Source organism: Acidiferrobacterales bacterium, assembly GCA_028820695.1.
GTDB lineage: Bacteria > Pseudomonadota > Gammaproteobacteria > Arenicellales > JAJDZL01 > JAJDZL01.
Window position 1 is genome coordinate 1 of sequence record JAPPIB010000002.1, and the last position, 25468, is coordinate 25468.

Below are 25468 nucleotides of genomic sequence, written 5' to 3' on the forward strand. Positions count from 1 at the left end.
TCTTCAACCAGCTTGATTTGGGCGAGTTGGTTGACGCGCTTTACGCGAATCGCAAAATTTCTGTTATGTGGATTTTGTTTGTCTGAGTCGGGTATAAAGCGTAGTCAATTGTCTACGTACAACAACAGTTTCTGGTTTGATGTCTGAACAAAGTCCAATGCACCCGGTTGCGGTCATGGTCAACATGGCCACCAAGGTATTCGGCGAGGGCGATGAGTCGGTCACGGCGTTGGATAGTGTCAACTTGGACATCAAGGAAAATGAGTTTTTCACGTTGTTGGGACCTTCCGGTTGTGGTAAGACAACCTTGCTGCGCTTGATTGCAGGATTCGAGCACCCCACCTCTGGCAGCATTCTCCTGTATGATCAGGACATTACGTTTCTGCCGCCATATCAGCGACCCGTCAACACGGTCTTTCAGAACTACGCGCTGTTTCCTCATATGACGGTTCGTCAGAATGTCAGTTTCGGTCTTGAAATGCTGGGCAAGGCGAAATCTGAAATTGCCGAGACCGTTGATTCTGTATTGAATCTCGTTCGCATGGAAGAGCTTGCAAATCGCAGAACCAGTGAGATTTCCGGTGGACAGCAGCAAAGGGTTGCGCTGGCACGTGCACTGGCACCGAGACCCAAGGTACTACTGCTAGATGAATCTCTCTCCGCGTTGGATTACAAACTTCGGCAGGATATGCAACTTGAATTGAAACGCCTGCAGCATGAAACGGGAATCACATTCATATTTGTCACGCATGATCAGGAAGAAGCACTGACAATGTCGGATCGTTTGGCGGTAATGAATAACGGACAAGTCCTTCAAGTGGGTAGTCCGGGTGACATCTATAACCATCCGAAAAAGCGATTTGTCGCGGAGTTTATCGGAGATTCAAATTTTCTAAAGGCGGACGTAACGTCCGTGACCGACCGATTGGTGAGTATCCGATTCGACACCGGTAAAGTCTTTTCTGTTCCCGCGGTTCCAGATTTGCGGGCCGACACAAAAGTCACTGTCACTGTTCGTCCTGAGCAGACCACACTCAACAACTCACTGCAAGATGCCACGTTTACCGGAGTGATCAGGAACATCGTTTATTTGGGCACGCATACCAACTACATAATCGAGCTTTCGGACGGGACTGAATTCACGGCTCACATACAAAACTTGAGCGGACGCGAGAAGCAGTTCGAGATTGGTGGCGAAGTTGGAATCACACTTGATCCTTCAGCCATGCAGGTCATGAAAGACTGACATGGCTGGGACCGCATCTTCCAATCCGGCCGCAGCCTCAAAGGAGCACCAGGCCGCAATTGAGGAAGCCCGCAGGGAGAAGATTCGCGGTTATCGTTTACTGAGTGTTCCGGCACTGATTGTTTTGACGGTCGGTGCGGCCGGACCGCTACTGATCATGCTCGTCTATTCCTTCTTGAAGGCGGGGCCGTATGGAGGTGTGATTTGGGAACCGTCTATTGACGGATGGTTTGGTGTTTTTCTGAAAAAGGATATTTTCGATGGAACCATTTCGATTGCTGGCGCACATCTTTCGATTCTGTGGCGCTCAGTCAATCTATCAATTCAATCGACATTGCTTGCACTGATTCTGGGGTTTCCGACAGCGTATTTCATTGCGACGCGACCAGCTCAAACTCGAAATCTGTGGTTATTTCTCATCACGATTCCATTCTGGACCAATTTGCTGATTCGAACATTCGCAATTATGCAAGTCATACGGGATCATGGAATCGTCAATAACTTCCTGATCAGTTGGGGACTGATCGAGTCTCCGATTGAAATGTTGTACACCGATTTCGCCATTATGCTTGGCATGACTTATGTCTATCTGCCATTGATGGTGCTTCCGCTTTATGCAAGTCTAGAGAAACTTGACTTCAGGCTCGTGGAAGCGGCTTACGATCTCTACGCGACCAGACTGAAGGTGCTTTGGCGAATCATCATTCCTTTGGTTCGCCCGGGTATCGTAGCCGGTTCAATATTAGTATTTATTCCATCTTTGGGCGCTTATGTCACGCCTCGCGTCCTGGGCGGTGGCAAGCACCTGATGCTGGGTAATCTTATCGAGTTACAGTTTGGGCAGGGTCGGAATTGGCCGCTCGGTGCAGCGTTGTCGATTTTCCTGCTGTGTGTAGTGATGGGTGCCTTGCTGATCTATGTGCGCGCGGTTCAGCGGGGAGGTGCTGAACATGTCTGACGCACTGGCCCGGAATAAAGCATTCGCAGTTCGGAAGCTGCCTGGCTTCCCGACGATAGCCGTCTTGTGTTTTGTATTGCTGTATGCACCGATCGTTGCGCTGGTGGTCTATTCCTTCAATGCTGGGACCAATATCGCGCTGTGGGAGGGGTTTTCGCTGAAGTGGTATCACGTCGCGTGGCAAAATGAACAGGTTCGGGAGGTGACAATACGATCATTTGTTCTTGCCAGTGTCGCTTCGTTTTCCGCGACCGTATTGGCGACATTGGCAGCATTGGGTACCACTCGAACCGAAAACTACAGAGGAAGAACGGCAGTCTATGCGTTGATCAATCAGCCATTGATGGTGCCTGAAATCGTTACGGGCGTCGCACTTTTGATCTTTTTCGCAATCATCAAGACAGTCACCGGCTATCACGGTTTGTTCTATTTGATGCTGGCTCACACTGCATTTTGCATTCCTTTCGCGTATTTGCCGATTCGGGCGCGTCTTGAGGGAATGGATATTTCGCTGGAGACTGCAGCGCAGGACCTGTATGCAACGCCTTGGCAGACATTCGTGCGAATCACATTGCCCTTACTCTGGCCTGGAATACTAGCTGGAGCAATGCTTGCGTTTGTGATTTCACTGGATGACGTGGTGATCACAGAACTTGTGAAATCTGCCGGGCAGGATACGTTGCCGACCTACATGCTTGGCCAGTTGCGCCGGGGCATTACCCCCGAAGTCAACGCAATATCCAGCGCATTGCTTGGAATCTCGATACTTTTGGTTTCGATCTTCTATTTGTTGAGAAATCGGTGACAGGAACTGATTCGGTAATCCGTTCAAGCCTGAAGTGCCACTACATTGAAGAAATGACATTCAGCTCGTGGTACAGCCGCATGATTGAGCGCCAGCTTGAGAACATACATGTTATGCGCAGCCCGGTGCAGAAAATTTGAATCAATTCCCTTGATTTTGGTTTATTATTGGACTTCAGATTTTCTGAAAAGATTTCAATCATTTTGGGAGGATTTTGAAGTGAAAAAGGTAAGATTCAAATTTGTGACTGCATTTGTGGCATTGGTGTTTGTCAACGCGACATACGCAGCAGGGGAGTTACATATCTTCAACTGGGGAGATTACACAAACCCTGACTTGATAGCGAAATTCGAACAGATGCACGACGTGAAGGTCACGATCACTGACTATGACTCCAATGAGACGGCACTGTCCAAAGTTCGACCTGGCGGGCACGGTTTTGATATCGCGGTGCCGACGTCATCGCACATGCCGATCTGGATCGAGGAAGGTCTGCTGATGCAGACCAACCCTAACGAAATGTCCAATTTCAAGCATGTTTCCGAACAGTGGAAAAATCCGGATTGGGAGCCAGGAAGGAAGTACAGCGTACCGTGGACTTGGGGCAGTACCGGAATTTCTGTGAATACTGCCATGTATGGCGGGGACATCAATACGTCCGAATTATTTTTCTCTCCTCCGGAAGAGCTTCATGGAAAGATCAATGTTGTCCCTGAAATGAATGACGTCATGAGTATGGCGATCATGTATGAAGGCGGACAACCCTGTACCACTGACAAGGAAGTATTGAAGAAAGTCCGGGACACTGTAATGGCAGCGAAAGCAAACTGGAAGTCCATCGACTATGGAACCAAGGAGAAACTCGTCAGCGGTGACGTTGCAGTTTCGATGAACTGGAATGGTTACAGCAAGCGCGCCCGCGAAGAAAATCCTGACATTGCTTATGGGTATCCAAGGCAGGGCTATCCACTGTGGATGGACAATGTCGTAGTTCTTGCAGACTCTCAGAACGTTGAGAACGCAAAGTTATTTCAGAATTTTCTGATGGATCCTGAAAATGCAGCGATGATTTCCGCTTTCGCTCAGTATGCCAATGGCATTGATGGGTCGGAGGCGTATATGTCTTCGGACCTCGCGACCGCACCGGAGATCGCAATTCCTGCGGAACTTCAAAGTGCAGGTGTATTTGTTCCGCCATGTCCGCCCGAGGCGCAACAGTTATATACAGCAATCTGGACTGAAGTTCAGAAGTAATGGTGCCATGACACTGCCGGTGGAATTGATTCAGTTCAGTTCCACCGCAGTGGGTTGAATCTTGATCTCATCCGACCCACAGATCGTTTGGCATGACAGTGAGAATTCCAGGTAATCGTCATGAAAGTCTATCGTAGCGAAAAACACGTATTGCATTTTCCCAAAGGCGAGTTGTATGGCGGTGAGCTGGTACGACCGTTTGAATGTCCGGAAAGGTGGGATTATGTGATGGATCGACTGTCCGAACGGGGATATGAGGAATTTTCAGAGCCCGGGGAATTTGATGTCGATCTTGTCCAGAGAGTCCATACCCCCGACTTCCTTGAGTTTTTGGAAAGCGCATGGGATCTTTGGAAAGCGGAGGGTATGAGCGGGGAAGCCATTCCCGCTGTAATGCCAACCCGACGAATGCAGCAAAACCGGGTTCCCAACCACATAGACGGAAAATTGGGCTATTACGCTATGGCTATCGAAACAGCTATCACGTCGGGTACGTGGGAAGCCGCAAAGTCTGCGGCCGCTTGTGCAATTTCGGCACAACTTGCAATCGGAACTGATCGGTCCGCTTTTGCGTTGTGTCGTCCGCCCGGTCACCATGCCGGAAAGGACCTTTATGGCGGTTATTGCTTTATGAACAACGCTGCGGTCGCGGTTGAGGGGCTCGTACGCGGCGGTGCCGGACGTGTAGCACTGTTGGACGTGGACTTTCATCACGGAAATGGCAGTCAGGATATTTTTTATGATCGGGACGATGTGTTGTTCTGCTCCTTGCACGGTCAACCGGAAGACGCTTTCCCGCACTTTCTGGGTTACTCGGACGAAGGAGGAAGCGGCAATGGCGAAGGATACAACTGGAATTATCCGATGCCTCCGAATACACAGTTTTCCGTCTGGTTTGACGCAATGCAGGATGCATGTCGGAAAATTCAGGAGTTCTCGCCCGATGCACTGGTGGTTTCATTGGGTGTCGATACGTTCAAGGACGATCCGATCAGTTTCTTCAAGCTGGATAGTGATGATTTCACTCGTTATGGTGAGGCAATCGGGCGGCTGGGGTTACCGACTGTCTTTATCATGGAAGGCGGATATGCCGTGTCTGAAATTGGCTTGAACACAGTCAATGTTCTTGACGGGTTCTTGGCAACCGGCAACTAGTCGAATAGCAGAATCTCAGTCGTCAGTTGCGACGCGACAAACCTGTGAAATGCGGGATTGGCGAACGGTGTTACGAAGACGACAGATCAACACAATAACGAGAGATTTAATTCCCTTTTCAAGGTTTGTTCAGGAGTTGGGCGATAACCGGTAATCTCGACTATGTTTCTCCACTGTTTTCTCAACTTTAATCAACAATGAATCGCCTGCACATGGCCTTGGCTTGAATAGTCCAGAATCGGCTTGTCCCGGGTGACAATCGAGAGGTTCAGCGTGCGTGCAGTTGAAATCATAATTCGATCGGCCGGATCGTTCGGCGGGGTGCCTGGCAACTCCCAGGAATTGACGAGAATACGAGGGGAAAGCAAGGTCATTGTTATTCCGTCTTGGGCCGCAAAAGACTCAAACCAGTCTAAAACCGAACGCGCCAGCCTTATCCGTTCTTTATTTGCAAGTGCGGCCAACTCCCAGGCTGTAATGGGAGACATGCAAACTTTTCCGTCTTCATGGTAGGCCTCATTGATTTGCTCCATTGCCGCTTTGTCAATCGTTTCGCCCATTCCAATCCAGACGACAGCGCAGGTATCGAGCAGCAGATTACTCATTGTGAATTCTTGCGTTCATGGCTAAGTCTGTCCAATCTTCCATAGCCGGCTCTGTCAAATCGGTATCGCTGGGTATGGTCACCGTGCCGCGCAAACATCCAAAAGCGGGATGCACCTTCGACTTTTCCGAGACTCGAATTGCTATAGTATTTGGAGCTTTATTCTTGACTTCAGCCTTAACAAAAACGACTGCCTCACGGTCAATATCAACCTGAGTCGCCTTGAATCCAGCCGCAATCCACGATCGGGTCATCGCACTGTTAAACGTATTGTTGCTCCACCAGGGGCGATGCTTGCGAGCTGATGGAGGCAGGCTGCAATTGATGATCGATTCAATTTCTGCAAAAGTCATGGAAATCGTTTCCAGTTCAACTGACTTCAAATACAGTTCCAGCGGCATATACTTAGACATGAATGCTTTCCAGGCATCATAATAGTTACATAGATATATATTTACTATAACATATATGTTATATTCGTCTCGAAAGTTATTTCCAGTTCATCCCTGATCGATGCTGTACGACCAGGCAGGTAAACGGTTCTTTGTGGTTGAGTGTGTGATGAATTCAAAAATCCGAACAACAGAGATAGTGGAATTTGAATATAATTCGGCTTTTTACGTGAACTTGTGGAGACATTCATTCTATGGTCGTTATTCGACTTGCGCGCGGTGGAGCGAAAAAAAGACCTTTCTATTCGATCGTTGTAGCCGACAGGCGACGCGCATCGACAGGCAAATTCATTGAACGTATCGGGTATTTCAACCCGATCGCAGCCGCTAACGAAGAAAGTTTGAAAGTTGACTTGGATAGAGTTGACTATTGGTTGGCAAACGGGGCCCAGTTGTCAGATCGCGTCCGTCAGTTGGTCAAGTCGGTAAGAGCCTCAGATAATTGACTTTGTGGCGAGCGGGAAAGACAGAAATATCGTTGTAGCCCGCATCACAGATGCATTCGGAGTCAAAGGACAGGTCAAGATACGCTCCTTTACCGAAGATTCGCAGACTCTATTGGAATTTTCGAATTGGATAGTGTCCAATCCCAAACTTGGCGAGCGTTCGTTTGAGGTCGTCGCTGCCAAATTCCAAAGCAGTCACATCATTGCAGCGTTGCAGGGATTGGATAACCGGGAAGAGGCACTAGAGCTGAAGGGCTCCGATATTCTGATTCCCCTGTCCGAACTGCCTCAGCTTCCCCCAGGAACCTATTACTGGAATGAGTTGATCGGTTTGACCGTGTCGAACACCGATGGCAAGAATTTTGGTACGGTCATGGAAATCATCGCAACGGGTGCGAATGATGTTCTGGTGGTTAACGGGCACAAGAAGCATTTGATCCCTTATTTGGATAGTGTGATTGTGGATGTGGACCTGGATAAGGGGACAATGCGCGTAGATTGGTTCGAAGATTTCTGATCCGAGGTGATGAACTGATGCGGATATCGGTAGTTACTATTTTCCCGCAGATGTTTCATGCCGTGGCCGACTACGGTGTTGTCGGGCGTGCAGTCAAAAACAATCTGGTTGATTTCGCACCGATTGATCTTCGATCATTCGGCCAGGGAAATCACAGGCATCTTGACGATAGACCTTTCGGGGGCGGCCCCGGCATGGTGATGCTGGCGGAACCGATTGTCGAGTGTATTAATCAGCTGAAGCAGGGAGCAAAGAACGACACGACAGTCATTTATCTGAGTCCGCAGGGCAAGAAAGTGGCTCACAAGGACATCTGTGAGTTTGCCGGACTGTCGGAACTGATTTTTTTATGTGGACGATATGAGGGGATTGACCAGCGGGCTTTGGATATAATTGGCGCACAGGAAGTTTCCATCGGTGACTACGTCCTTTCCGGTGGAGAACTCGCGGCAATGGTGTTGATAGATGCAATTGTCCGGCAGATTCCAGGTGTGTTGGGCAATGACCAATCCAGTACGCAGGAATCATTCGCTGACGGATTGCTGGATTGTATACACTATACCCGGCCGAAAGTGGTCGATGGGCATGAGGTGCCAGCTGTCTTGCTGTCCGGTGACCACGAAGCGATACGATATTGGAGATTGAAACAATCAATCGGTCGAACTTGGCTGTTGAGACCTGATTTGCTGGACGGGCAGGATTTGAGCTCAGAGCAACAACGGGCATTGGCAGAATTTCAGGAAGAACATGATAAGGAGCAAACATAATGGCGAACGTAATCGAATCAATTGAAGCAGAACAGTTGCGGAGTGACATTCCGGAATTTTCTCCTGGCGATTCCGTTCGGGTGATGATACTTGTCCGCGAAGGCAGTCGGGAACGTCAGCAGGCATTTGAAGGTGTTGTGATCGCGAAGAGAAATCGCGGGCTTAACTCTTCTTTTACCGTTCGTAAGATATCCTACGGAGAAGGAGTGGAACGGGTGTTCCAGACACACAGTCCCTTGATTCACAGTATCGAGGTAAAACGCCGCGGCGCAGTACGCAGGGCTAAGTTGTATTATTTGAGAGAACGTACTGGGAAGTCCGCAAGAATCAAGGAAAAGATCAAATAATCAAATTGTTATCGCTTTATCCTAAAGCGAATTGTATTGCTAGTTTGTTTACTCCTGTACATTGGGGTAAGGAAGTCACAGAAATCTGTCTCCTCCATTTGAAGGACCATCTTCAAGTTTCGGATCATTTCCGGGCGTTTCGTAATTCTTCGATGAATCGTTCGAACTATTCTCAATTGATCAGATCTGCCCTGATCGCTGTCGCACTGATTCTCATGGCATCGTCAGTCAACGCACAGACGACGACCGAAGATGAAGCTGACGCAGTATCGGTCGAGCAGGTAGACGGGCCGGCAACGACAGACCCGCTCGCAACTCAGGACCCTGTCGACGACCAGACTCCATCGGAGTCAGCATCCACAGCTCCGTTTCCGGACCAGACCACGTTAGAGGAAATCAGACTGTTGATCGACGAGGGGATGCTTCAACTGGCCTATTCTTCGCTGCAAAGAGAACGCCAGGTCTACGAGTTAACGGACGAATGGGTCGAGTGGGAGCGCGTATTTTTTGATGTTGCGCGAATGCTTGAAGACTGGAATGGCATTCTCACCCGATCCAGGGAAATTACAGACACCATCCCTTTTGAGTTCTATACCGATTTGCATGAACATGCAGTCTATGCGAGTCTCTCCCTCGGACAGATTGACACCGCAAAGCAACGACTGCGTCACCTGATCTGGGAGTTCCCCTACGATCAGGCCAAAATGATTCAATGGCGGGAGTTGCTCGTGCAGTGCTATCTTGCTGAAGGCGCGATTGAAGATGCCCAAGTGGCGATGTCCGTCTATTTTCGGGATTATCGGCCAAGTGCCCCGGAATGGGAACAGCGATATGCCAGAACGCTGTTTATTGCAGGCCACCCCCAGCAAGCCGTCAATCGTGTCACAGCACTTCAGACAAAGGAAAGTAAACTTCTGGTGCTGTACTCCGACTATCTGTCAGGAAACAGTGCACCAAGTCAAATAATTCAGGTCGGTTTGGAGTTGGAGTCCGAATTGGCCAATCGACCGGAACTTCAAATGGAACTATGGGCGTTGATCGGATCGGCAGCACGCGATGTCAATGATTTGGAGTTACAGGTTATGGCGATCGAAAACGGCCTGTCGATAAACTACGACTTTGAACAAAGGTCTTCTTGGGTCTGGGTGATCGATCCTGTCACCGTGGAACAGTTGCTGGACACGTATGCGGAATTGGCGATTTCGGTCGCATATGATTTCAACCTTGTGATCGGCGACGACTTGCGTTGGTACAACCTCGGACAGGAATTCGACATAACAGCACCCACCATAGCAAGAGCGATTTTCGCTTTTCTCGCCAAGCAGACTTCCGATCCTGAAATCTACCGGGCAAGCGTATTCGACATGGCACAGAATATGGATGCCGGTGACCTGGATCATCTGATGGATACATTATTCGTGCGTCTGAAGCACTTCGACGTCGTCGCGACATCCGCACCAATACAGATAAAGCTGGCCAATCGAGCCCTGAGAAGGAAAGACTATGCGGCTGCGCTGGACATTATGGTGTCCATGGACGAGCCTGAGGAACTAAGTGAGTTGACCATACATATCCTTCGCAGGGCACGGACGGCAATTGCAGTGAAAGAGTACGAAACCGCCTATCAACTCATCACCAGGCTGATTGGCACTTTACCTGCCGATGTGGAGCAGGTGACCGCAGATCGAATCATGCATTCAATTTTTGATCTGCAGGGCAGCGGAATCCATGAATACTCCATTTCGCTGTTCCGAGAACTTTTCGAAAAGACGAAAGATGTCCAGACCAGACGTGAAATCCTTCGCTGGATCTCAGAGTCCCTGGCTGCTCAGCTCAAGAATTCGCAAGCCTCCGAAATGCTGTTGCGTTCAGCTCGATTGGGTGGGAAGTGGAACGACAACTGGGGCAAGTCGGCTCGCTTGGAGGCAGCAGACCAATTGGTGGCGTCAGAATTTTATGACGATGCCAGAATACTCTATGAAGAACTCAGGCAAGAGTCCTTGGATCCAAGAAGCAAGGATCTGATTGCCAATCGATTGAAGAATTTACCAGACTCGTAGGCCGATCTCAGTATGAACAATAAGGTTGCCAGTGCAATCCAATCCGAAGACGCTCGGCTGATCGAACAGTTCGCGGATGTCATCTGGTCTGAATCCGGATTGGCCGAGGCGACGCTTGAGGCCTACAGGCTCGATCTCACAGCGTTCGCAAAGTGGCTGAACAGCAGCGGTAAATCCCTGTTGGACACGACTCGAAGTGATGTGATGGGGTATCTTGCCAAGCGGAAAGGCTATAGTGCGCGTTCGGTTTCCAGGCAACTGAGCACATTGCGGCGATTTTATCGGTTTTGCCTGACAGAACAGCTTGTACAGTCGTCTCCGACTGAAAATGTGAGTTCCCCATTTCATGGGAAACCCTTGCCAAAGTCGCTGACCCAGGACGAGGTGGAATTGCTGTTGAACGCACCGGACACCACAACATCCCTGGGCGTGAGGGATCGATCGATGCTGGAGACTCTTTACGGCTCCGGACTGCGGACATCCGAACTGATTAATTTATCCGTCAACTCAGTCAGTCTTCAAAACGGCTGGGTACGTCTGACCGGGAAGGGCGCAAGAGAACGGTTGGTCCCGCTCGGTGAATATGCCGTAGACTGGCTCAAGACGTATCTCGAAAGTCACCGCAAGGACCTGCTGAAACAGAAAGTCAGCGATGACCTGTATGTGACTGTCCGAGGCAGCAAAATGACGCGCCAGGCATTTTGGATGAATGTTCGCAAATATTCGACAGCAGCCGGAATCAAAACCGAACTGACACCACACTCATTGCGTCATTCCTTTGCCACACATCTTTTGAATAACGGAACTGATCTGCGAACAATTCAGCAACTGTTGGGCCATAGCGATCTGTCAACCACCCAGATCTATACACACATCTCGAAGCAGCGTCTGGCCAATCTGCTCCAGGAACACCACCCACGGGGCTAGTTCAGCGTGCGAGCCAGCATACGCCGATATTTTGACACCAGATCGTCATCCGGTCCGAGCATGTCGAATGCCTTGACCAGAGTCTTTCTACCGGCATCATCATTGAATGACCGATTTTTCCTGACGATTTCCAACAGTGATTCCAGAGCAGTTTCGAAATGACCCTGAAGCAGATTGATTGCGGCAAGGTGGAATTGGGCATCCCAATCCTCGGGGTCTTGCGCGATCCGGGCTTGCAATTCAGCTTGCGGAGACGCGTTCTCGACAATGTCGACAATTTCCAGTTTCGCGACTACTTTCCGGTATTCGGGAGAGGCAGTGTCGTCTTTGACTTTCGAGAGGTAATCGCGTGCGCTTTGATAATCGTCATCTTGCAGATAAATGCCTGCAAGACGCAGATTCGCCTCGTCAGAGTCTTCTGATTTCAGTTGCGCAATTGCCCGGGATTTATCACCATGACTCAACAACTCATCGATCGGGTCCTCCTCCTCAGCATTGTCAGCAACGACATGTTTCGAGAGAAACTGTCTGATGGCCTCTTTGGGTAGGGCGCCCATGAAACCATCCACTACATCACTGTTTTTCACCAGATATACGGTCGGTACGCTCCGTATGCCAAACTGTCCCGCAAGCGCCTGATTCTCATCAATGTTGATTTTTACAAAGTGTAGATTGTCACCGTACTCGGCGGACACTTCCTCAAGTATCGGTGTCAAGGTTTTGCAAGGCTCGCACCACGGTGCCCAGAAATCCACCAGGACCGGTACCGTGTTCGATTTTTCGATGACTTCCGCCAGGAAATTACCGGCATCAACGTCGATTGCACCTGGATCGCGAGCGGCAAATTCATCGCCCCCGATTCGAAACATGAAATACCCTCACCTCAATAGTAGCAATCCTTTGGCGCTCCCTAGGGGAATCGAACCCCTGTTCCCGGCTTGAGAGGCCGATGTCCTGACCGCTAGACGAAGGGAGCAAGTGTGAGTTGAAAATGGTATCACAAATTACATTGTTGATGTTCAATGCAACTGCCAGGTTATGAGCGAACCACAAGTCATTCAGCAAAGTGAGCATGGAATCGACATTGGCCAGTTGAGCGGTCAAGCGGTTGAGGTCATCCACAGATTGAACCGCGCCGGATTCTCTGGCGAACTTGTCGGCGGATGCGTCCGCGATCTGTTGCTCGGCAAACAGCCGAAAGACTTCGATGTGTCGACCAATGCAACACCAGAGCAGGTGAAAAGATTGTTTGAGAGAGCGACCATCATCGGTCGCCGGTTCCGTCTGGTTGAAGTTCGGATCGGTTGCGAGACCGTGCAGGTCGCCACGTATCGGGCCGCGCCTGGTGCGGCCGGCCGCAAGGGCAGGCAACGTAACTTCTCTCCCTCAGGGAAAATTCTCAAGGACAATAATTACGGAGATATTGAGCAGGACGCCTTTCGACGCGACTTGACAATCAACGCCTTGTTCCTGAATCCCTCCGAAATGACGATTTTGGACTATACAGGGGGATTTGACGATATCCGCGACGAGATAGTTCGCGTAATCGGGAGTCCGAGCGAACGATATCAGGAAGATCCCGTGCGAATGCTCAGAACAATCCGCTTCGCTGCCTCATTGGATTTTGAAATTGATCCAGATTCTGCCGAACCCCTTCCAGACTTATCCCGATTGCTGGCTGATGTCTCCAATTCGAGAATGTCGGATGAGCTCAAGAAATTGTTTTTCAGCGGTTGCGCGGTCTCGACTTTTGGATTGTTGAACGAATTCGGGATATTCACCGACCTATTTCCGGGCTACTCAAAGGTTCATGGATACAGCATGGATGAAAGCACCCTGCAGTGGCTGACGACGTTATGCCAGGAGATGGATGTCAGGGTTCGCAATGCTGAACCGCTGAGTTTCTCTTACACGTTGGCAGCAGTTCTATGGTTGCCATACAGTCGTGCGCTGCGCCGGGAGAACGCCCGACGCAATGGCAGATATTTCGACCCGTTGCGGCTGGCGAAAGATGTGCTGAAGCTGCAAAATCAAAGAACCTACATTTCCAAGGTGCATGGGCTCCATATTCTTGAAATCTGGCGGCTGCAGAAAAAAATGCAACAGACAAAGCCAGGCACCCGGAACATCATTGACAATCCCAGGTTCAGGGCAGCTGTTCGCCTGTTGCAGCATCGCATAAGATTTGAGGAAGTGGCCATGAAATCAGTGCTGGGCTGGATCAAGGTTCGAGACAGCCAACCTGTTACCGGGAAGAACCGTCCCAGACGCAGACGTCGTTTCAAGCCAAGGGTCAGGAATTGAACCAATCTGACACCACAATTGCCTATATCGGAATTGGCAGTAATCTGGACGATCCATCAAGCCAGGTCCAGGCCGCTATGAGCACACTTGACATGCACAAGCACTGCAATGTCATCCGCCAATCTTCCCTGTATTCGTCTGAGCCTGTAGGGTTTGCCGATCAACCCGAATTTGTCAATGCAGTTTGCGCTTTAGCGACGACACTTGAGCCGCTCCAATTGCTTCGTGCGCTGCTCGAAATGGAGCAGGAGATCGGCAGGGTTCGCTCACACCTTCCCAACCGACCTCGTCGGATTGATCTTGATCTTTTGCTGTATAGTACACAGCAGGTCAGTTTCCCCAATCTTATTGTTCCACACCCTAGAATGCACGAACGCCGCTTTGTTCTGGAGCCGCTGGTCGAGATAGCGCCGGATGCGATCATTCCCGGCAAGGGAACTGCCGAACTTCTACTGGAACAATGCATGGACCAAGGAGTTACCCGGATCGGATGAATCCCGACATATCTACCATAATGGGAAATTCCAAGTCATCATCACAATCAGCATAAGCCGCAGGTAACGAGGACCGAGTTTATGAACGTATCTGGCCAGCCAACGCGTGTGCTCTCCGGTATGCGCCCGACCGGCAGGTTGCATCTTGGACACTACCACGGTGTGATCAAACCCTGGGTGCAATTGCAGCATGAGCACCAATGCTTTTATTTTGTGGCCGACTGGCATGCATTGACCACCGAGTTTGAGGCCGTCAATGAGAAGAACATGAGGGAAAATGTCTGGGACATGATTATCGACTGGCTGGCATCCGGTGTGGATCCTGAACTGGCTACAATCTTTATTCAATCCCGGGTTCCCGAGCACGCTGAACTTTATCTGTTATTGTCGATGATCAGTCCGCTGGGCTGGCTTGAGCGCGTTCCGAGCTTCAAGGATCAACAGGAAAAATTGCAGAACCGGGATTTGTCAACCCATGGTTTCCTTGGCTATCCGGTACTGCAAAGTGCGGATATCCTCATGTATCGGGCATCTTTGGTGCCCGTGGGAGAGGATCAGGTGCCTCACATTGAACTGACGCGTGAACTGGCGCGTAGGTTCAATTCCATTTTCGGTCGTGAGCCGGACTTCCGTGAAAAGGCAGAACACGCCATTCGGAAATTGGGCAAGAAAATCGGGCGCCAATATCGGGATTGTCAGCAGGCTTATACGGAACGCGGTGATGATTTGGCACTGGCGAAAGCACAAGAGCTGCTGGCGGCTGTTTCTAACCTCTCGCGAGCCGACCGCGACAGACTGTTGGGCTTTCTCGAAGGCGGCGGCCGGCAGATTCTGACCGAGCCTGAGGCCTACCTTACCGAGGCGTCGAAGGTGCCTGGTCTGGACGGACAGAAAATGTCGAAATCATATGGAAACGCGATTTATTTGCGAGATGATCGGGACCGTATCAATACAAGCGTTCGGTCAATGCCAACTGATCCGGCGCGCGTTCGCCGTAACGATCCCGGTGATCCTGACAAATGTCCGGTCTGGGACCTGCACAAGATCTACACGGAAGATTCGACAAAGAAATGGATTCGCGAAGGCTGCACCTCCGGCTCCATTGGCTGTCTTGATTGCAAGGAACCTTTGATTGACTCACTGCTGCAAGAACAGGACCTACATGCTGAAAGGGCAAAACCCTACATTGAGGATCAGGGATTTCTCAAAGGCGTGATTGCCGAAGGCTGTGAAAGGGCAGGTGCCGTGGCAGAAGCGACCATGAGTGAGGTCCGTCGTCATGTCGGCACTGCAGGATATCGTTAGTAGAATTGGAAAAAGACCCTCAAGCGACTGATACGGATGCGTCGACCTTCAAGGGAAGAGAGGTTCCGACTGATCTTTTCATCCCACCGGACGCACTGGAGGTCATCACGCAGGATTTCGAGGGCCCGCTGGATCTGTTGCTTTATCTGATACGAAAGAACAGTTTTGATGTTTTGAACATCCCTGTGGCTGAGATTGCCGACCAGTATGCGAGATATATCGACTTGATGCAAAAGATTCAGTTGGAACTGGCGGGTGAGTATCTGGCTATGGCAGCGACTTTGGCGCAGATCAAGTCCAGGCTGTTGCTCCCACCCAAGTCATCTGAGGCTGTTGATGAAGAGGAGATCGACCCTCGTCTCGAATTGGCCAGGCGACTGCAGCAGTACGAGATTTTCAGGAATGCTGCAGAAATGCTGAACGGCAAGCCGAGAGTGGGGAGAGAGATATTCGTTGGCCATGCCAAAGGAGTCGTGCGCAATGTCGTGCCGATCTACGAGCTGGTCGAACTGAGTGATCTGATCGAGGCGTTTCAGGGCGTACTTCAGTTGGCCGACCAGAATGCCGCTATCGTGATGCAAAGAGAAAACATTTCGGTGAAGGATACAGTCGATGAGATCGTCAACAGATTGAAAAGCAACAGTCAACTGCGTTTTGATGAGATTTTTGACAAGCGAAAAGGGCGGGCCGGAATGGTTGTTGCATTTCTTGCGTTACTCGAGCTGATCAACTCCGGGAGAATCTATGCAATTCAGGCGGACTCCAATTCCCCGATTCACATTCGCTTGACGGACTGACGCGCCATGGATCATCAGGAATTGAAAAGAATCGTTGAGGCGGCAATTTTGACGTCCGACGTTCCGGTGACCGTCGAACAGCTGAGCAGTCTATTCGATGAGCAGGACGGTGCGACGATTCTTGACGTTGAGCGTGCTTTGCTGGATATTGAAAGAGACTGTGAGAACCGCGGTGTGGAACTGAAGAGAATCGGAGGCGGTTACCGCTATCAATCCCGTGAAAAATACGCGGAATGGTTGCGTCGACTGTCGGAGATCCGGCCCAGGCGATATTCCCGTGCGCTGATGGAAACGCTTTCAATCATTGCATTTCGTCAACCGGTTACCAGAGGAGATATCGAGAGTATCCGAGGTGTTTCTGTCTCAACAGAAATCATGCGTACTCTGCTGACAAATGAATGGATTGAACAGGCGGGCGACAAACAGGTTCCAGGACGCCCCGCATTGTTCAAGACAACGCTGAAGTTTTTAGAATACTTCAATCTTGAGTCACTTGATGACCTGCCGGCTCTGGACTTGCTTGAAAAACAGGCATCATCGGAGCCTCCTTCCGATGAGAGTGAACTGAACGAGTGAGTCTGCGACACCTTTCGCCTCCAGCATGAGCAATTGCGGAAATGAGCGAGCGAATTCAAAAATATCTGGCTCGTAAAGGCTTCGGTTCCAGAAGAGAGATTGAGCAATGGATTAAGGAGGGACGGGTTCGACACGATGGCGGTGAATATAAGCTGGGCGATCGGGTTGAATATGGTGATCTTGTAGTTGTTGATGACCGACACATTACGGTGAGCGAAGGCGCATCAGTGACACGTGTGATCGCGTATCACAAAAAGTCGGGCGAAGTCTGCAGCCGAAATGACCCTGCAAATCGTCCGCTCACATTTGACTCCCTTCCACCAATTGAACATGGTCGATGGGTCTCAGTAGGCAGGCTTGACCTCAACACAACTGGCTTGTTGCTCTTCACCAATGACGGCAGTCTTGCGAATTCACTCATGCACCCGGCGAATGAGATTGAACGGGAATATCTTTGCCGGGTATTCGGCGAGGTTTCCGAGCAGAAACTGATGGCTTTGCGAACTGGCGTCAGATTCGACGGTGAAATTCTTTTCTTCAATCAGATCGAGACATTGAAAGGGAAAGGAAGCAACCAGTGGTACAGGATTATCCTGAAGCAGGGCAGGAATCGTGAGATCCGTCGGGCCTGGGAAGCTGTCGGCAATCAGGTAAGCAGACTGAAAAGGGTTAGATACGGCAGCATTGTTCTGGACAATAGACTCCCCCAGGGAAAGTGGAAGGAACTGGACCGGACGCAAACATCACAACTGATGCAATCCGTGAAGTCGACCGTTTGATTCATTGTGGAATGAACGGCAATTTTCTACTGACTTTAAGGAATTTTCGGCATACAACTATTTCCAGTCTCTGCAATCGCCTGTATCACTTGGTATTTTGACTGCCCGCTCTCGTCCCTTTTGTAAATACCCCGCGAATCTCAACTGGAAGAGCCCCATAAAATTGACTGGATCTGGGAGACTGAATCGACAATGAAATCCGCTCCCCAAGACATCGGGTCGTCTCCAGGTGGAATGTATCCGTAGGTTACTGCGAGAGTCTGGACGCCCGCAGCTCGACCCGCCTCGATGTCGCGCGAGGAATCGCCGATAAAAATACAGTTGTCCGGCGCAGTCTGCGCCAGTTTGCATGCGTGAGTGACTGGTAACGGATGCGGCTTTCGCTCTGGCAGAGAGTCACCGCCGATTACGCAGGCAACGTTTTTGGAAAGACCGAGCTCGTCCATCAACTCCAAAGTCAGATATTCCGGTTTATTGGTAACGATTCCCCACAACATGCCGGACTCGATGCACCGATTCAGGATTGATGGCATTCCAGGAAATAGCTCTGTATGTACACACAGATTCTTTTCGTAGCGGTCAAGGAATCTGGAACGAAGTTCTTCAAAACCACTTTCACCGGGCGAACATCCGAACCCTGCGCGAATCAGGGCCGGTGTCCCGTTGGAAACTTGCGGACGCAATTCCTCAAACGGTATGGCTGGTCTGGAATCCTCCTTGAGAAGATGATTCAATGCACCGACCATATCCCGCGCAGTATCAGCAACGGTTCCATCCAGATCAAATAGTGCGAGGCGATACTTCTTCAAGATCGAACGCAATGGGCAATGTAGTTGACTTCGACCCCCGAAGATAGTCGAAACGATTGATTCAGTGGGTTGTACTGCACCCCAATGAGTGATTGCAATCTGACGCCGGCACTTCTGCACCATTGGTTGAGTTCCGAGGGGCGGATGAATTTACTGTGCTGATGCGTGCCCCTGGGCAGCGCATCAATAATGTATTCAGCACCGACAATTCCGATCAGCCAACTCCTGAAGGTCCGATTCAGGGTCGAAAAGTACAGACTTCCACCTGACCTGGTCAACTGACTGCAGGCCTGGATGATTGAAACAGGATCAGGAACATGCTCGAGCAGTTCCATGCAGGTGACGATATCAAATTCAATCGAATGGGTTTCGGCATAACGTTCAACCGTGGAGTGAACATAGTCAACTTCAAGGTTGCTTTCCAGAAGATGCAGTCTTGCCACTTGCAACGATGCTTCGCTGACATCCAGGCCGGTGACGTTGGCGTTGCTCTTCGCAAGTGATTCAGAAAGGATTCCACCGCCGCAACCGACGTCAAGGATCCTGGCTCCTGCGACCTCTGAATGATCCAGTATGAATTGCAGTCTTAGCGGATTGAGCGTGTGCAGCGGCCGGAACTTGCCATTGGGATCCCACCATTGCTCGGCAAGACTGGAAAACTTATCGACTTCAGCGTTGTCTACATTCAATGAGGTCATGCGATTTCTGCCTGGGGTCGGAAACTCAACTGCTTGAGATCCTTGCTTGCCATCGATCAGCCAGTGCCATGCATTGTGAACTGTCAATTGTTGTCAGCGTCCCGAAATTCAATACACGCTTGCCGCCAATCCATACGTTCGTGACTTGGTTGCGCGTTGCGGCATGCACAACCTGTGCTGCCGGGCTATACAACGGCTTTGACTGCAGATCATCGAGATCGATTGCTACCATATCGGCCAGCTTTCCCACCTCGAGACTACCGGTCTTGTGGCTGATTCCCAGACACTTCGCACCGTTGATTGTCGACATTCTGAGTGCTTCATTCACAGCAGCGTTTGCCGGATCTCCACTATGGCCCTTGGCAAGCAAGGCTGCGATTCTCGTTTCCTCAATCATGTTCAGGCTGTTATTGCTGGCCGCGCCATCGGTACCGATTCCGACCGTGATATTGCGGGCAAGCAAATCACTGACCGGGCAAATGCCACTTCCAAGTTTCAGGTTGGACTTTGGGCAATGCACGACACAGCTTCCAGCGTCTGCAAGCATTTCGATCTCCTCATCGATCAACTGTGTCGCATGGACAGCGACCAAGTGCTGACTGACCATTCCGATATTGTTGAGGCGTTCAATCGGACGAACACCGTGCTGATCCAGTGAGTCTGTGACTTCCTGTGCTGTTTCGTGGACGTGCATATGCACGCCAAGATCGTATGTCTGGGCAATGTCGGCGATCCTTTCGAAGGTGGCATCCGCTACAGTATAGGGCGCATGGGGCGCGAGCATCGCAGTGACCAGATCGGAGTTCCTGAACTTGCTGTACAAAGCCATTCCCTTTTCGAGGTATTCTTCGGACGAACCTGCCCAGACTGTGGGAAACTCCAAAACAATCATGCCAAGAGATACACGTATGTTCGACCGCTCGGCGATCTCGCCGACCTCATCCGGAAAAAAATACATGTCATTCATGCATGTCGTTCCGCTCATAATCGCTTCGGCAAAGGCCAAAAGAGCCCCATCGCGGACGAACTCGCGGTCTGCCCATTTGGCTTCAAGCGGCCAGATGTGTTGCTCCAGCCAGTCCTTAAGAGGAAGATCTTCCGCAATCCCCCGAAACAGCGACATGGAAGCGTGTGTATGTGCGTTCACGAGACCCGGCATCAAGACATGCCCGTCGAGCGTCACATGTTCGTTCGCCTGGTATTTCCGACTTGCTTCAGACGTCGGTACAATCTCCTTGATCTGATCTTCGACGACTACGACGCTGTGATTTTCCAAAACCGTGTCAGCATCATCGACGGTGATGATCCAGCTTGGGTCAATGATGGTGTCAGCTCTTGGCATGTCCGGTCAATCCACTCAATCGAACTCAGGAAATCCACATCCGAAACTACGCCCGCCCGGTTAGGTTGTGGCTGTTTCTAAAGATACGTAAGACGATTCTCAACTCGGCGGCTCGACTCTGAGTGTCAGGATGTCCAAGTCGTGATACTGTTGGTGATGGACGGATGCTGCCATGTGTCGCAACAACCTGATCGAAAGCTCCCGCTCAGTGGCTGTATCTTCTATCTCTTCACCCAAAAGAGCGATTCTGTCCTGCAGATTATATTCTGCACCACCTGCGATAAATTCCAGTACAGCCATACCTTCTTCCTTGTGTGCATTGAGCAGCAGGCGTTGTTTCGTATCCTTCTCACCACCATCAAGCAGTGTCAGCAAGGACTCCTCACTGACAGATTCAAGACGGAGAGCCATCTTCTCGTCCCAACCACAGTAGTTTGAGAAATCCCCGAGAAATTTTCTGATTTCCGTGAGAGATGAAACGTTGAAATCAACCTCCAACTTCCTTCGTTTCGGCTCAATGAGTTCCAGGAACAGTGTCATCAGAATTGCTGTCAGGCCGCCTGCGGTCATGCCGTTTTTCAACATCTCACCGGTATACTGTTCCAGCAGCTCAGGAAAAATCAGGTCTGCCTGACACCCGACTCCAACCCAATATGCCACGCCGACTACCAATCCCTTTCGATAATCGATACCGTCGTTGATGATGATCTTCATGCCCACGACAAATAACAGCGAAAGCAAGACAGTCAGATAGGCAGCCGCGACCGGTCCCGGAATTGCCAAAATGACCGCCAGTCCCTTTGGAACAAAAGCGAGTGTGATATAGATGACTCCTAGTGCGACACCGACTGATCTCGCGCCGACACCGGTAAGTTCCGTGACTGAGACACTGGTCGAATAGGTTGTATTGGGAACAGTGCCGGCAATGCCCGACAATAGATTACCGACACCATCCGCATTGACAGCACCCTGCACAATCTTGAAGTCGACAGCTTGCGGCGAGCGTCTGGACACTCTCTGGATCGCGATGGAATCGCCGACGGTTTCCACAGCACCGATCAACGTGACCAGTATGAAAGCCGGCAGAAGTGTCCAGAATACCGGACCGAAACTGAGATCGAATCCGGGCCAGTCCCCGCCAGGAAGCCCGATCCAATCCGCACTGGCGATGCTGGCGACATCATAAAGGCCGTAGAATCCGGAAACGATTGATCCGATCACCACGCCGACCACCGGTGCCCACAACCTCATCACACCCTTGGCTGACAGTGCAATCGCGAGAATGACCGCTACAGTTACGAATGCACTGACGGGTGCGCCGTGCGGGACACCTCCTTCCGGAACATCATCCAGCAAATCGAAAATAATCGGCATAACGGCAACTGGAATCAACATGATGACAAGCCCGGCAACAGATGGAGTCAGGATTCGTCTGAAAAAGGACAGTTTGGCCGCCAGTACAAACTGGAAAATCGAAGACAGGATAACCAGTGTCGCCAGCATTGCAGGACCGCCTTGGGCAATGGCAGTCACACAAACTGCGATGAACGCACCTGAGGAGCCCATGACGAGGACATGACCTGCACCGATCTTGCCGACTCGAACCGCTTGTATGATCGTAGTGATTCCGCTGATTGCAACAGCTGCAAATACTGCCCACGATACATAGGATGCGCTTCCACCGCCTGCGTTGACGACAATTGCAGGGGTCAGTACCGTGCCGCCGACACAAAGTATGGCAAACTGAAAACCCAGTCCTATAGACAGTGGAATTGGAGGATTTTCGTTCGGTTCGTAACGAACGCTTGAGGTCGTATTGCTACTTGAGTCAGCCATGAAATTAAGATTTTGGGGGAGTAAGGGTCGGCGGGAAAGATTATAGCGAATATGTCGAATGAGACGGCGCGCGAAGTCGACCTGAAAAATGGCACAGCCCCAATTCAGACTGCATCAGCGCACTGATCTGTTGATGTGATTGTCTGTCAGATTTCCTGTCATGTGCAACGCTCCCCTGCCATATCCGGGACGATGCAAATGTACCAATTGCAGGCCGGTGACTGACTTCATGCCTGAGAGATTGAATTGACGTTTTTCGGCCGATTTCAAGATCGAGAATGTGGTAAAATATAGTTCCGATATGAAACTCCCCCCACTTGAATAGCCAGGCACCGTATTCTGTGTCTGTTTTCCGAAATTCCTCAATAAGATTAAAAGGTTGACCTGTGTCTGTAATCGCGAAGAAAACCCTCATCGCCGACTTGGAAAACGAAATGCGTCAATCGTACCTCGATTACGCGATGAGCGTGATTGTGGGACGTGCATTGCCCGATATACGCGATGGCCTCAAACCGGTTCATCGTCGTATCCTGTATGCGATGCATGACCTTAGAAATGACTGGAACAAGCCATACAAGAAGTCAGCACGTATCACCGGTGATGTGATCGGTAAGTATCACCCGCATGGTGATTCCGCTATCTATGACGCCATTGTCCGAATGGCGCAGGATTTTTCCATGCGGTATCCCCTGATTGATGGACAGGGGAACTTCGGCTCGATTGACGGTGATGCTGCGGCGGCCATGCGTTACACCGAAATCCGATTGTCCAGACTGGCGCACGAACTGTTGGCGGACATCGAGAAGGATACCGTGGACTTCGGCCCCAACTATGATGAGACGGAGTTGCAACCGCTGGTTCTTCCGACTCGCCTGCCGAATCTGCTGCTGAATGGTTCCGAAGGTATCGCTGTAGGTATGGCGACCAAGGTGCCGCCACATAATCTCACCGAAACCATCAACGCATGCCTGGCCTTGATCGATGATGATGGCCTGACAACAAGCGAACTGATGAGACATATGCCCGGCCCCGATTTTCCGACCGCCGGCATAATCAATGGCCAGTCCGGAATTATTGAGGCATATACCACCGGGCGCGGTTCCATTCGACTGCGTGGCAGGGTTGAGATCGAGCCGATGAAAAAGGCCAACCGACAGGCGCTGATCATCACCGAGTTGCCTTACCAGATCCTGAAAGCCCGACTGATCGAACAGATTGCCGAACTGGTAAAAGCCGGTACTCTGGACGGAATCAGCATGGTGCGGGACGAGTCCGACAAATCCGGAATGCGCATTGTCATTGAACTGAAGACCGGTGCCAATCCTGAAGTGGTGGAGAATAACCTATACAACTTCACCAGACTTGAGTCCACGTACGGCATCAATTTGGTTGCACTCGAACACAACCAACCCCGTCTGTTCAATCTCAAGGAATTGCTGAATGGATTCATTCGGCATCGGCGCGAGGTTGTCACGCGCAAACTGGAATTCGAGCTGAGAAAGGCACTCGCCCGCGCACATCTCCTGGAAGGGCAGGCGGTGGCGTTATCCAACATTGATGAGATGATTGCGATCATTCGGGAGTCAAAAGGCGGTCCGGAAGCCAGGGCGAAGTTGATGGAACGGCCATGGGATCCAAGTGTCGTCAGGCAGCTGATCTCGCAGAACGCTGCTGATGGCTCGGTCAGGGAATCGAACAATCCACACGTCGGCCTGACTGATCGCGGCTATTTCCTTTCCGAGGAGCAGGCGGTCTCTATCCTGCAGATGCGCCTGCAGAATCTGACCGCACTTGAACAGGATAAGGTATTCGACGAATTCAGGGAGATTTTGGCGCGGATCGACAGAACCAAGGCCATTCTTGCCTCGCAGGAATTGCTGATGAAGGAGATTTCCGATGAGCTGATCTCTATGCGGCATGAATACGGTAAAAACGACAGCAGGCGTACCGAAATCGTCGAAAACGCGATGGATCTGAATAACGAAGATCTGATTGAGCGCGAGGACGTTGTGGTGACAATTTCTGAAGCCGGGTATGCCAAACAGCAGCCGATCTCGGAATATCGATCGCAAATCCGCGGCGGAAGGGGCAAGACGGCCACCACCCATAAGACAGACGACTTTGTCCGCACGATGTTTACCGCAAACACACACGACATGTTGCTTTGCTTTACCAGCCTCGGGAAAGTCTATTGGACCAAAGTCTATCGGCTGGAGCGCGCCGGTCGAACCGCTAAGGGACGACCCCTGGTCAACGTATTGCCCGCTTTGGCGGAAAATGAGCGGGTCACGGCAGTCTTGCCGATCCGCGACGACAACGGCGGCAAGTTCATCGTAATGGCAACCCGCAAGGGTCGAATCAAGAAGTGTGACGTGCACAAATTCTCCCGTCCCAGATCGAACGGTTTGCGGGCATTGAAACTGATGGAAGGCGACGAGCTGGTCAATGTTGAATTCGCAAGCGGAGACAGTGACATCCTGCTGGTCAGTGATGCGGCTCGACTGGTTCGGTTCAATGAAAACCAGGTGCGACCGATGGGACGAACGGCAGCCGGAGTGCGCGGAATCAAGCTGGAATCAGGACAGGAACTTATCTCGATGCTCTGTATCGAACCTGAAGATCGGGAACAGGTGGCGTTGCTGGTTTCGTCGGACGGTGTCGGCAAACGCACCGACGTCAGCGAGTTTCCCAGAAAGTCCCGGGCACTGAAAGGCGTGTACGTCCTGCCTGCTTCACGGCGCAAGCAGGTAAAGATGATTGATGTGCAGTTGGTTAATGATGACGATCATATCATGCTCATTACCGATGGCGGAACCCTGATCAGGACGACCGCAAGTTCAATTTCGAAATATTCGAGAATCGCTGCCGGAGTGCGACTGATCAACCTTCAGGATGATGAAACCTTGGTCGGAGTGGCGATTGCCTCCGACGACGAATCAGACATCGAGACCGACGAAAGTTCATCGACGCAAGTCGCTGACCATTGACCA

The 25468-nt window shown here is 50.8% G+C and carries 25 protein-coding genes and 1 tRNA gene; 18 read left to right on the forward strand and 8 right to left on the reverse strand.

The window, feature by feature from the left end; genetic code table 11:
• Positions 1-139 precede the first annotated feature (139 nt).
• From OXI60_00105 to OXI60_00125, 5 genes are all read left to right on the forward strand, one after another.
• The gene (locus OXI60_00105) at positions 140-1246 is read left to right on the forward strand and encodes an ABC transporter ATP-binding protein (GenBank protein ID MDE0308221.1); all 1107 of its coding nucleotides are present in this window, start codon (positions 140-142) and stop codon (positions 1244-1246) included.
• 1 nt (position 1247) lies between these two features.
• Positions 1248-2204, forward strand: a complete 957-nt coding sequence (locus OXI60_00110) for an ABC transporter permease (protein MDE0308222.1) — start codon at positions 1248-1250, stop codon at positions 2202-2204.
• Entirely contained in the window at positions 2197-3009 is an 813-nt protein-coding gene (locus OXI60_00115; GenBank protein ID MDE0308223.1) for an ABC transporter permease, read from the forward strand. The genes OXI60_00110 and OXI60_00115 overlap by 8 nt, the downstream gene beginning before the upstream one ends.
• Before the next feature lie 219 nt (positions 3010-3228).
• Positions 3229-4263 carry an extracellular solute-binding protein gene (locus OXI60_00120; protein MDE0308224.1) on the forward strand — a complete coding sequence of 345 codons (1035 nt, stop codon included), beginning with the start codon at positions 3229-3231 and terminating at the stop codon, positions 4261-4263.
• Positions 4264-4383: 120 nt separating this feature from the next.
• Entirely contained in the window at positions 4384-5418 is a 1035-nt protein-coding gene (locus tag OXI60_00125) for a histone deacetylase family protein (GenBank protein MDE0308225.1), read from the forward strand.
• Positions 5419-5609: 191 nt separating this feature from the next.
• On the opposite strand, the gene OXI60_00130 is transcribed toward OXI60_00125, so the two are convergent.
• Positions 5610-6023 (reverse strand): type II toxin-antitoxin system VapC family toxin, encoded by a 414-nt coding sequence (locus OXI60_00130; protein MDE0308226.1) that lies wholly within the window; start codon positions 6021-6023, stop codon positions 5610-5612.
• Positions 6016-6435: a hypothetical protein gene (locus tag OXI60_00135; protein ID MDE0308227.1), complete on the reverse strand. Its 420-nt coding sequence runs from the start codon at positions 6433-6435 to the stop codon at positions 6016-6018. Before OXI60_00135 ends, OXI60_00130 begins: the two co-directional genes overlap by 8 nt.
• Before the next feature lie 233 nt (positions 6436-6668).
• Here OXI60_00135 and rpsP point away from each other — a divergent pair, with 233 nt between their 5' ends.
• From rpsP to xerD, 6 genes are all read left to right on the forward strand, one after another.
• A complete protein-coding gene (rpsP, locus tag OXI60_00140) occupies positions 6669-6920 on the forward strand; it encodes a 30S ribosomal protein S16 (protein MDE0308228.1) in 252 nt (83 codons plus the stop codon).
• A gap of 4 nt (positions 6921-6924) precedes the next feature.
• Positions 6925-7437 carry a ribosome maturation factor RimM gene (gene rimM / locus OXI60_00145; protein ID MDE0308229.1) on the forward strand — a complete coding sequence of 171 codons (513 nt, stop codon included), beginning with the start codon at positions 6925-6927 and terminating at the stop codon, positions 7435-7437.
• Between the two features lie 17 nt (positions 7438-7454).
• The gene (trmD, locus tag OXI60_00150; GenBank protein MDE0308230.1) at positions 7455-8204 is read left to right on the forward strand and encodes a tRNA (guanosine(37)-N1)-methyltransferase TrmD; all 750 of its coding nucleotides are present in this window, start codon (positions 7455-7457) and stop codon (positions 8202-8204) included.
• Positions 8204-8551, forward strand: coding sequence for a 50S ribosomal protein L19 (gene rplS, locus OXI60_00155; protein MDE0308231.1), 348 nt, complete (start codon positions 8204-8206; stop codon positions 8549-8551). Before trmD ends, rplS begins: the two co-directional genes overlap by 1 nt.
• Before the next feature lie 176 nt (positions 8552-8727).
• Entirely contained in the window at positions 8728-10611 is a 1884-nt protein-coding gene (locus OXI60_00160; GenBank protein ID MDE0308232.1) for a hypothetical protein, read from the forward strand.
• Between the two features lie 12 nt (positions 10612-10623).
• A complete protein-coding gene (xerD, locus tag OXI60_00165; GenBank protein ID MDE0308233.1) occupies positions 10624-11538 on the forward strand; it encodes a site-specific tyrosine recombinase XerD in 915 nt (304 codons plus the stop codon).
• Here the strand turns inward: xerD and trxA are convergent.
• Positions 11535-12407 carry a thioredoxin gene (gene trxA, locus OXI60_00170; protein MDE0308234.1) on the reverse strand — a complete coding sequence of 291 codons (873 nt, stop codon included), beginning with the start codon at positions 12405-12407 and terminating at the stop codon, positions 11535-11537. The two genes, xerD and trxA, sit on opposite strands and share 4 nt — an antisense overlap.
• A 32-nt stretch (positions 12408-12439) precedes the next feature.
• Positions 12440-12514 (reverse strand) — tRNA-Glu (locus OXI60_00175).
• A 62-nt stretch (positions 12515-12576) separates the two neighbouring features.
• Between OXI60_00175 and pcnB the strand changes: the two genes are divergently transcribed.
• From pcnB to OXI60_00205, 6 genes are all read left to right on the forward strand, one after another.
• Complete coding sequence (pcnB, locus tag OXI60_00180; GenBank protein ID MDE0308235.1) at positions 12577-13842, forward strand: polynucleotide adenylyltransferase PcnB; 1266 nt, start codon at positions 12577-12579, stop codon at positions 13840-13842.
• Positions 13839-14336, forward strand: a complete 498-nt coding sequence (gene folK, locus OXI60_00185) for a 2-amino-4-hydroxy-6-hydroxymethyldihydropteridine diphosphokinase (GenBank protein ID MDE0308236.1) — start codon at positions 13839-13841, stop codon at positions 14334-14336. Before pcnB ends, folK begins: the two co-directional genes overlap by 4 nt.
• An 81-nt stretch (positions 14337-14417) precedes the next feature.
• Positions 14418-15641: a tryptophan--tRNA ligase gene (locus OXI60_00190; protein ID MDE0308237.1), complete on the forward strand. Its 1224-nt coding sequence runs from the start codon at positions 14418-14420 to the stop codon at positions 15639-15641.
• Positions 15642-15646: 5 nt separating this feature from the next.
• Positions 15647-16438: a ScpA family protein gene (locus OXI60_00195; protein MDE0308238.1), complete on the forward strand. Its 792-nt coding sequence runs from the start codon at positions 15647-15649 to the stop codon at positions 16436-16438.
• Positions 16439-16444: 6 nt separating this feature from the next.
• Positions 16445-17014 carry an SMC-Scp complex subunit ScpB gene (gene scpB / locus OXI60_00200; protein MDE0308239.1) on the forward strand — a complete coding sequence of 190 codons (570 nt, stop codon included), beginning with the start codon at positions 16445-16447 and terminating at the stop codon, positions 17012-17014.
• A 41-nt stretch (positions 17015-17055) separates the two neighbouring features.
• Positions 17056-17793: a pseudouridine synthase gene (locus OXI60_00205; GenBank protein MDE0308240.1), complete on the forward strand. Its 738-nt coding sequence runs from the start codon at positions 17056-17058 to the stop codon at positions 17791-17793.
• Between the two features lie 140 nt (positions 17794-17933).
• Here OXI60_00205 and OXI60_00210 read toward each other — a convergent pair whose 3' ends face one another.
• From OXI60_00210 to OXI60_00225, 4 genes are all read right to left on the reverse strand, one after another.
• Positions 17934-18602 carry a phosphoglycolate phosphatase gene (locus OXI60_00210; protein ID MDE0308241.1) on the reverse strand — a complete coding sequence of 223 codons (669 nt, stop codon included), beginning with the start codon at positions 18600-18602 and terminating at the stop codon, positions 17934-17936.
• The gene (ubiG, locus tag OXI60_00215; GenBank protein MDE0308242.1) at positions 18599-19300 is read right to left on the reverse strand and encodes a bifunctional 2-polyprenyl-6-hydroxyphenol methylase/3-demethylubiquinol 3-O-methyltransferase UbiG; all 702 of its coding nucleotides are present in this window, start codon (positions 19298-19300) and stop codon (positions 18599-18601) included. Before ubiG ends, OXI60_00210 begins: the two co-directional genes overlap by 4 nt.
• A 25-nt stretch (positions 19301-19325) precedes the next feature.
• A complete protein-coding gene (locus tag OXI60_00220) occupies positions 19326-20642 on the reverse strand; it encodes a TRZ/ATZ family hydrolase (GenBank protein ID MDE0308243.1) in 1317 nt (438 codons plus the stop codon).
• Between the two features lie 99 nt (positions 20643-20741).
• A complete protein-coding gene (locus tag OXI60_00225) occupies positions 20742-22478 on the reverse strand; it encodes a hypothetical protein (protein ID MDE0308244.1) in 1737 nt (578 codons plus the stop codon).
• 386 nt (positions 22479-22864) lie between these two features.
• On the opposite strand from OXI60_00225, the gene gyrA reads away from it, so the two are divergent.
• Positions 22865-25465: a DNA gyrase subunit A gene (gyrA, locus tag OXI60_00230; protein ID MDE0308245.1), complete on the forward strand. Its 2601-nt coding sequence runs from the start codon at positions 22865-22867 to the stop codon at positions 25463-25465.
• The last annotated feature ends 3 nt before the right edge of the window (positions 25466-25468 follow it).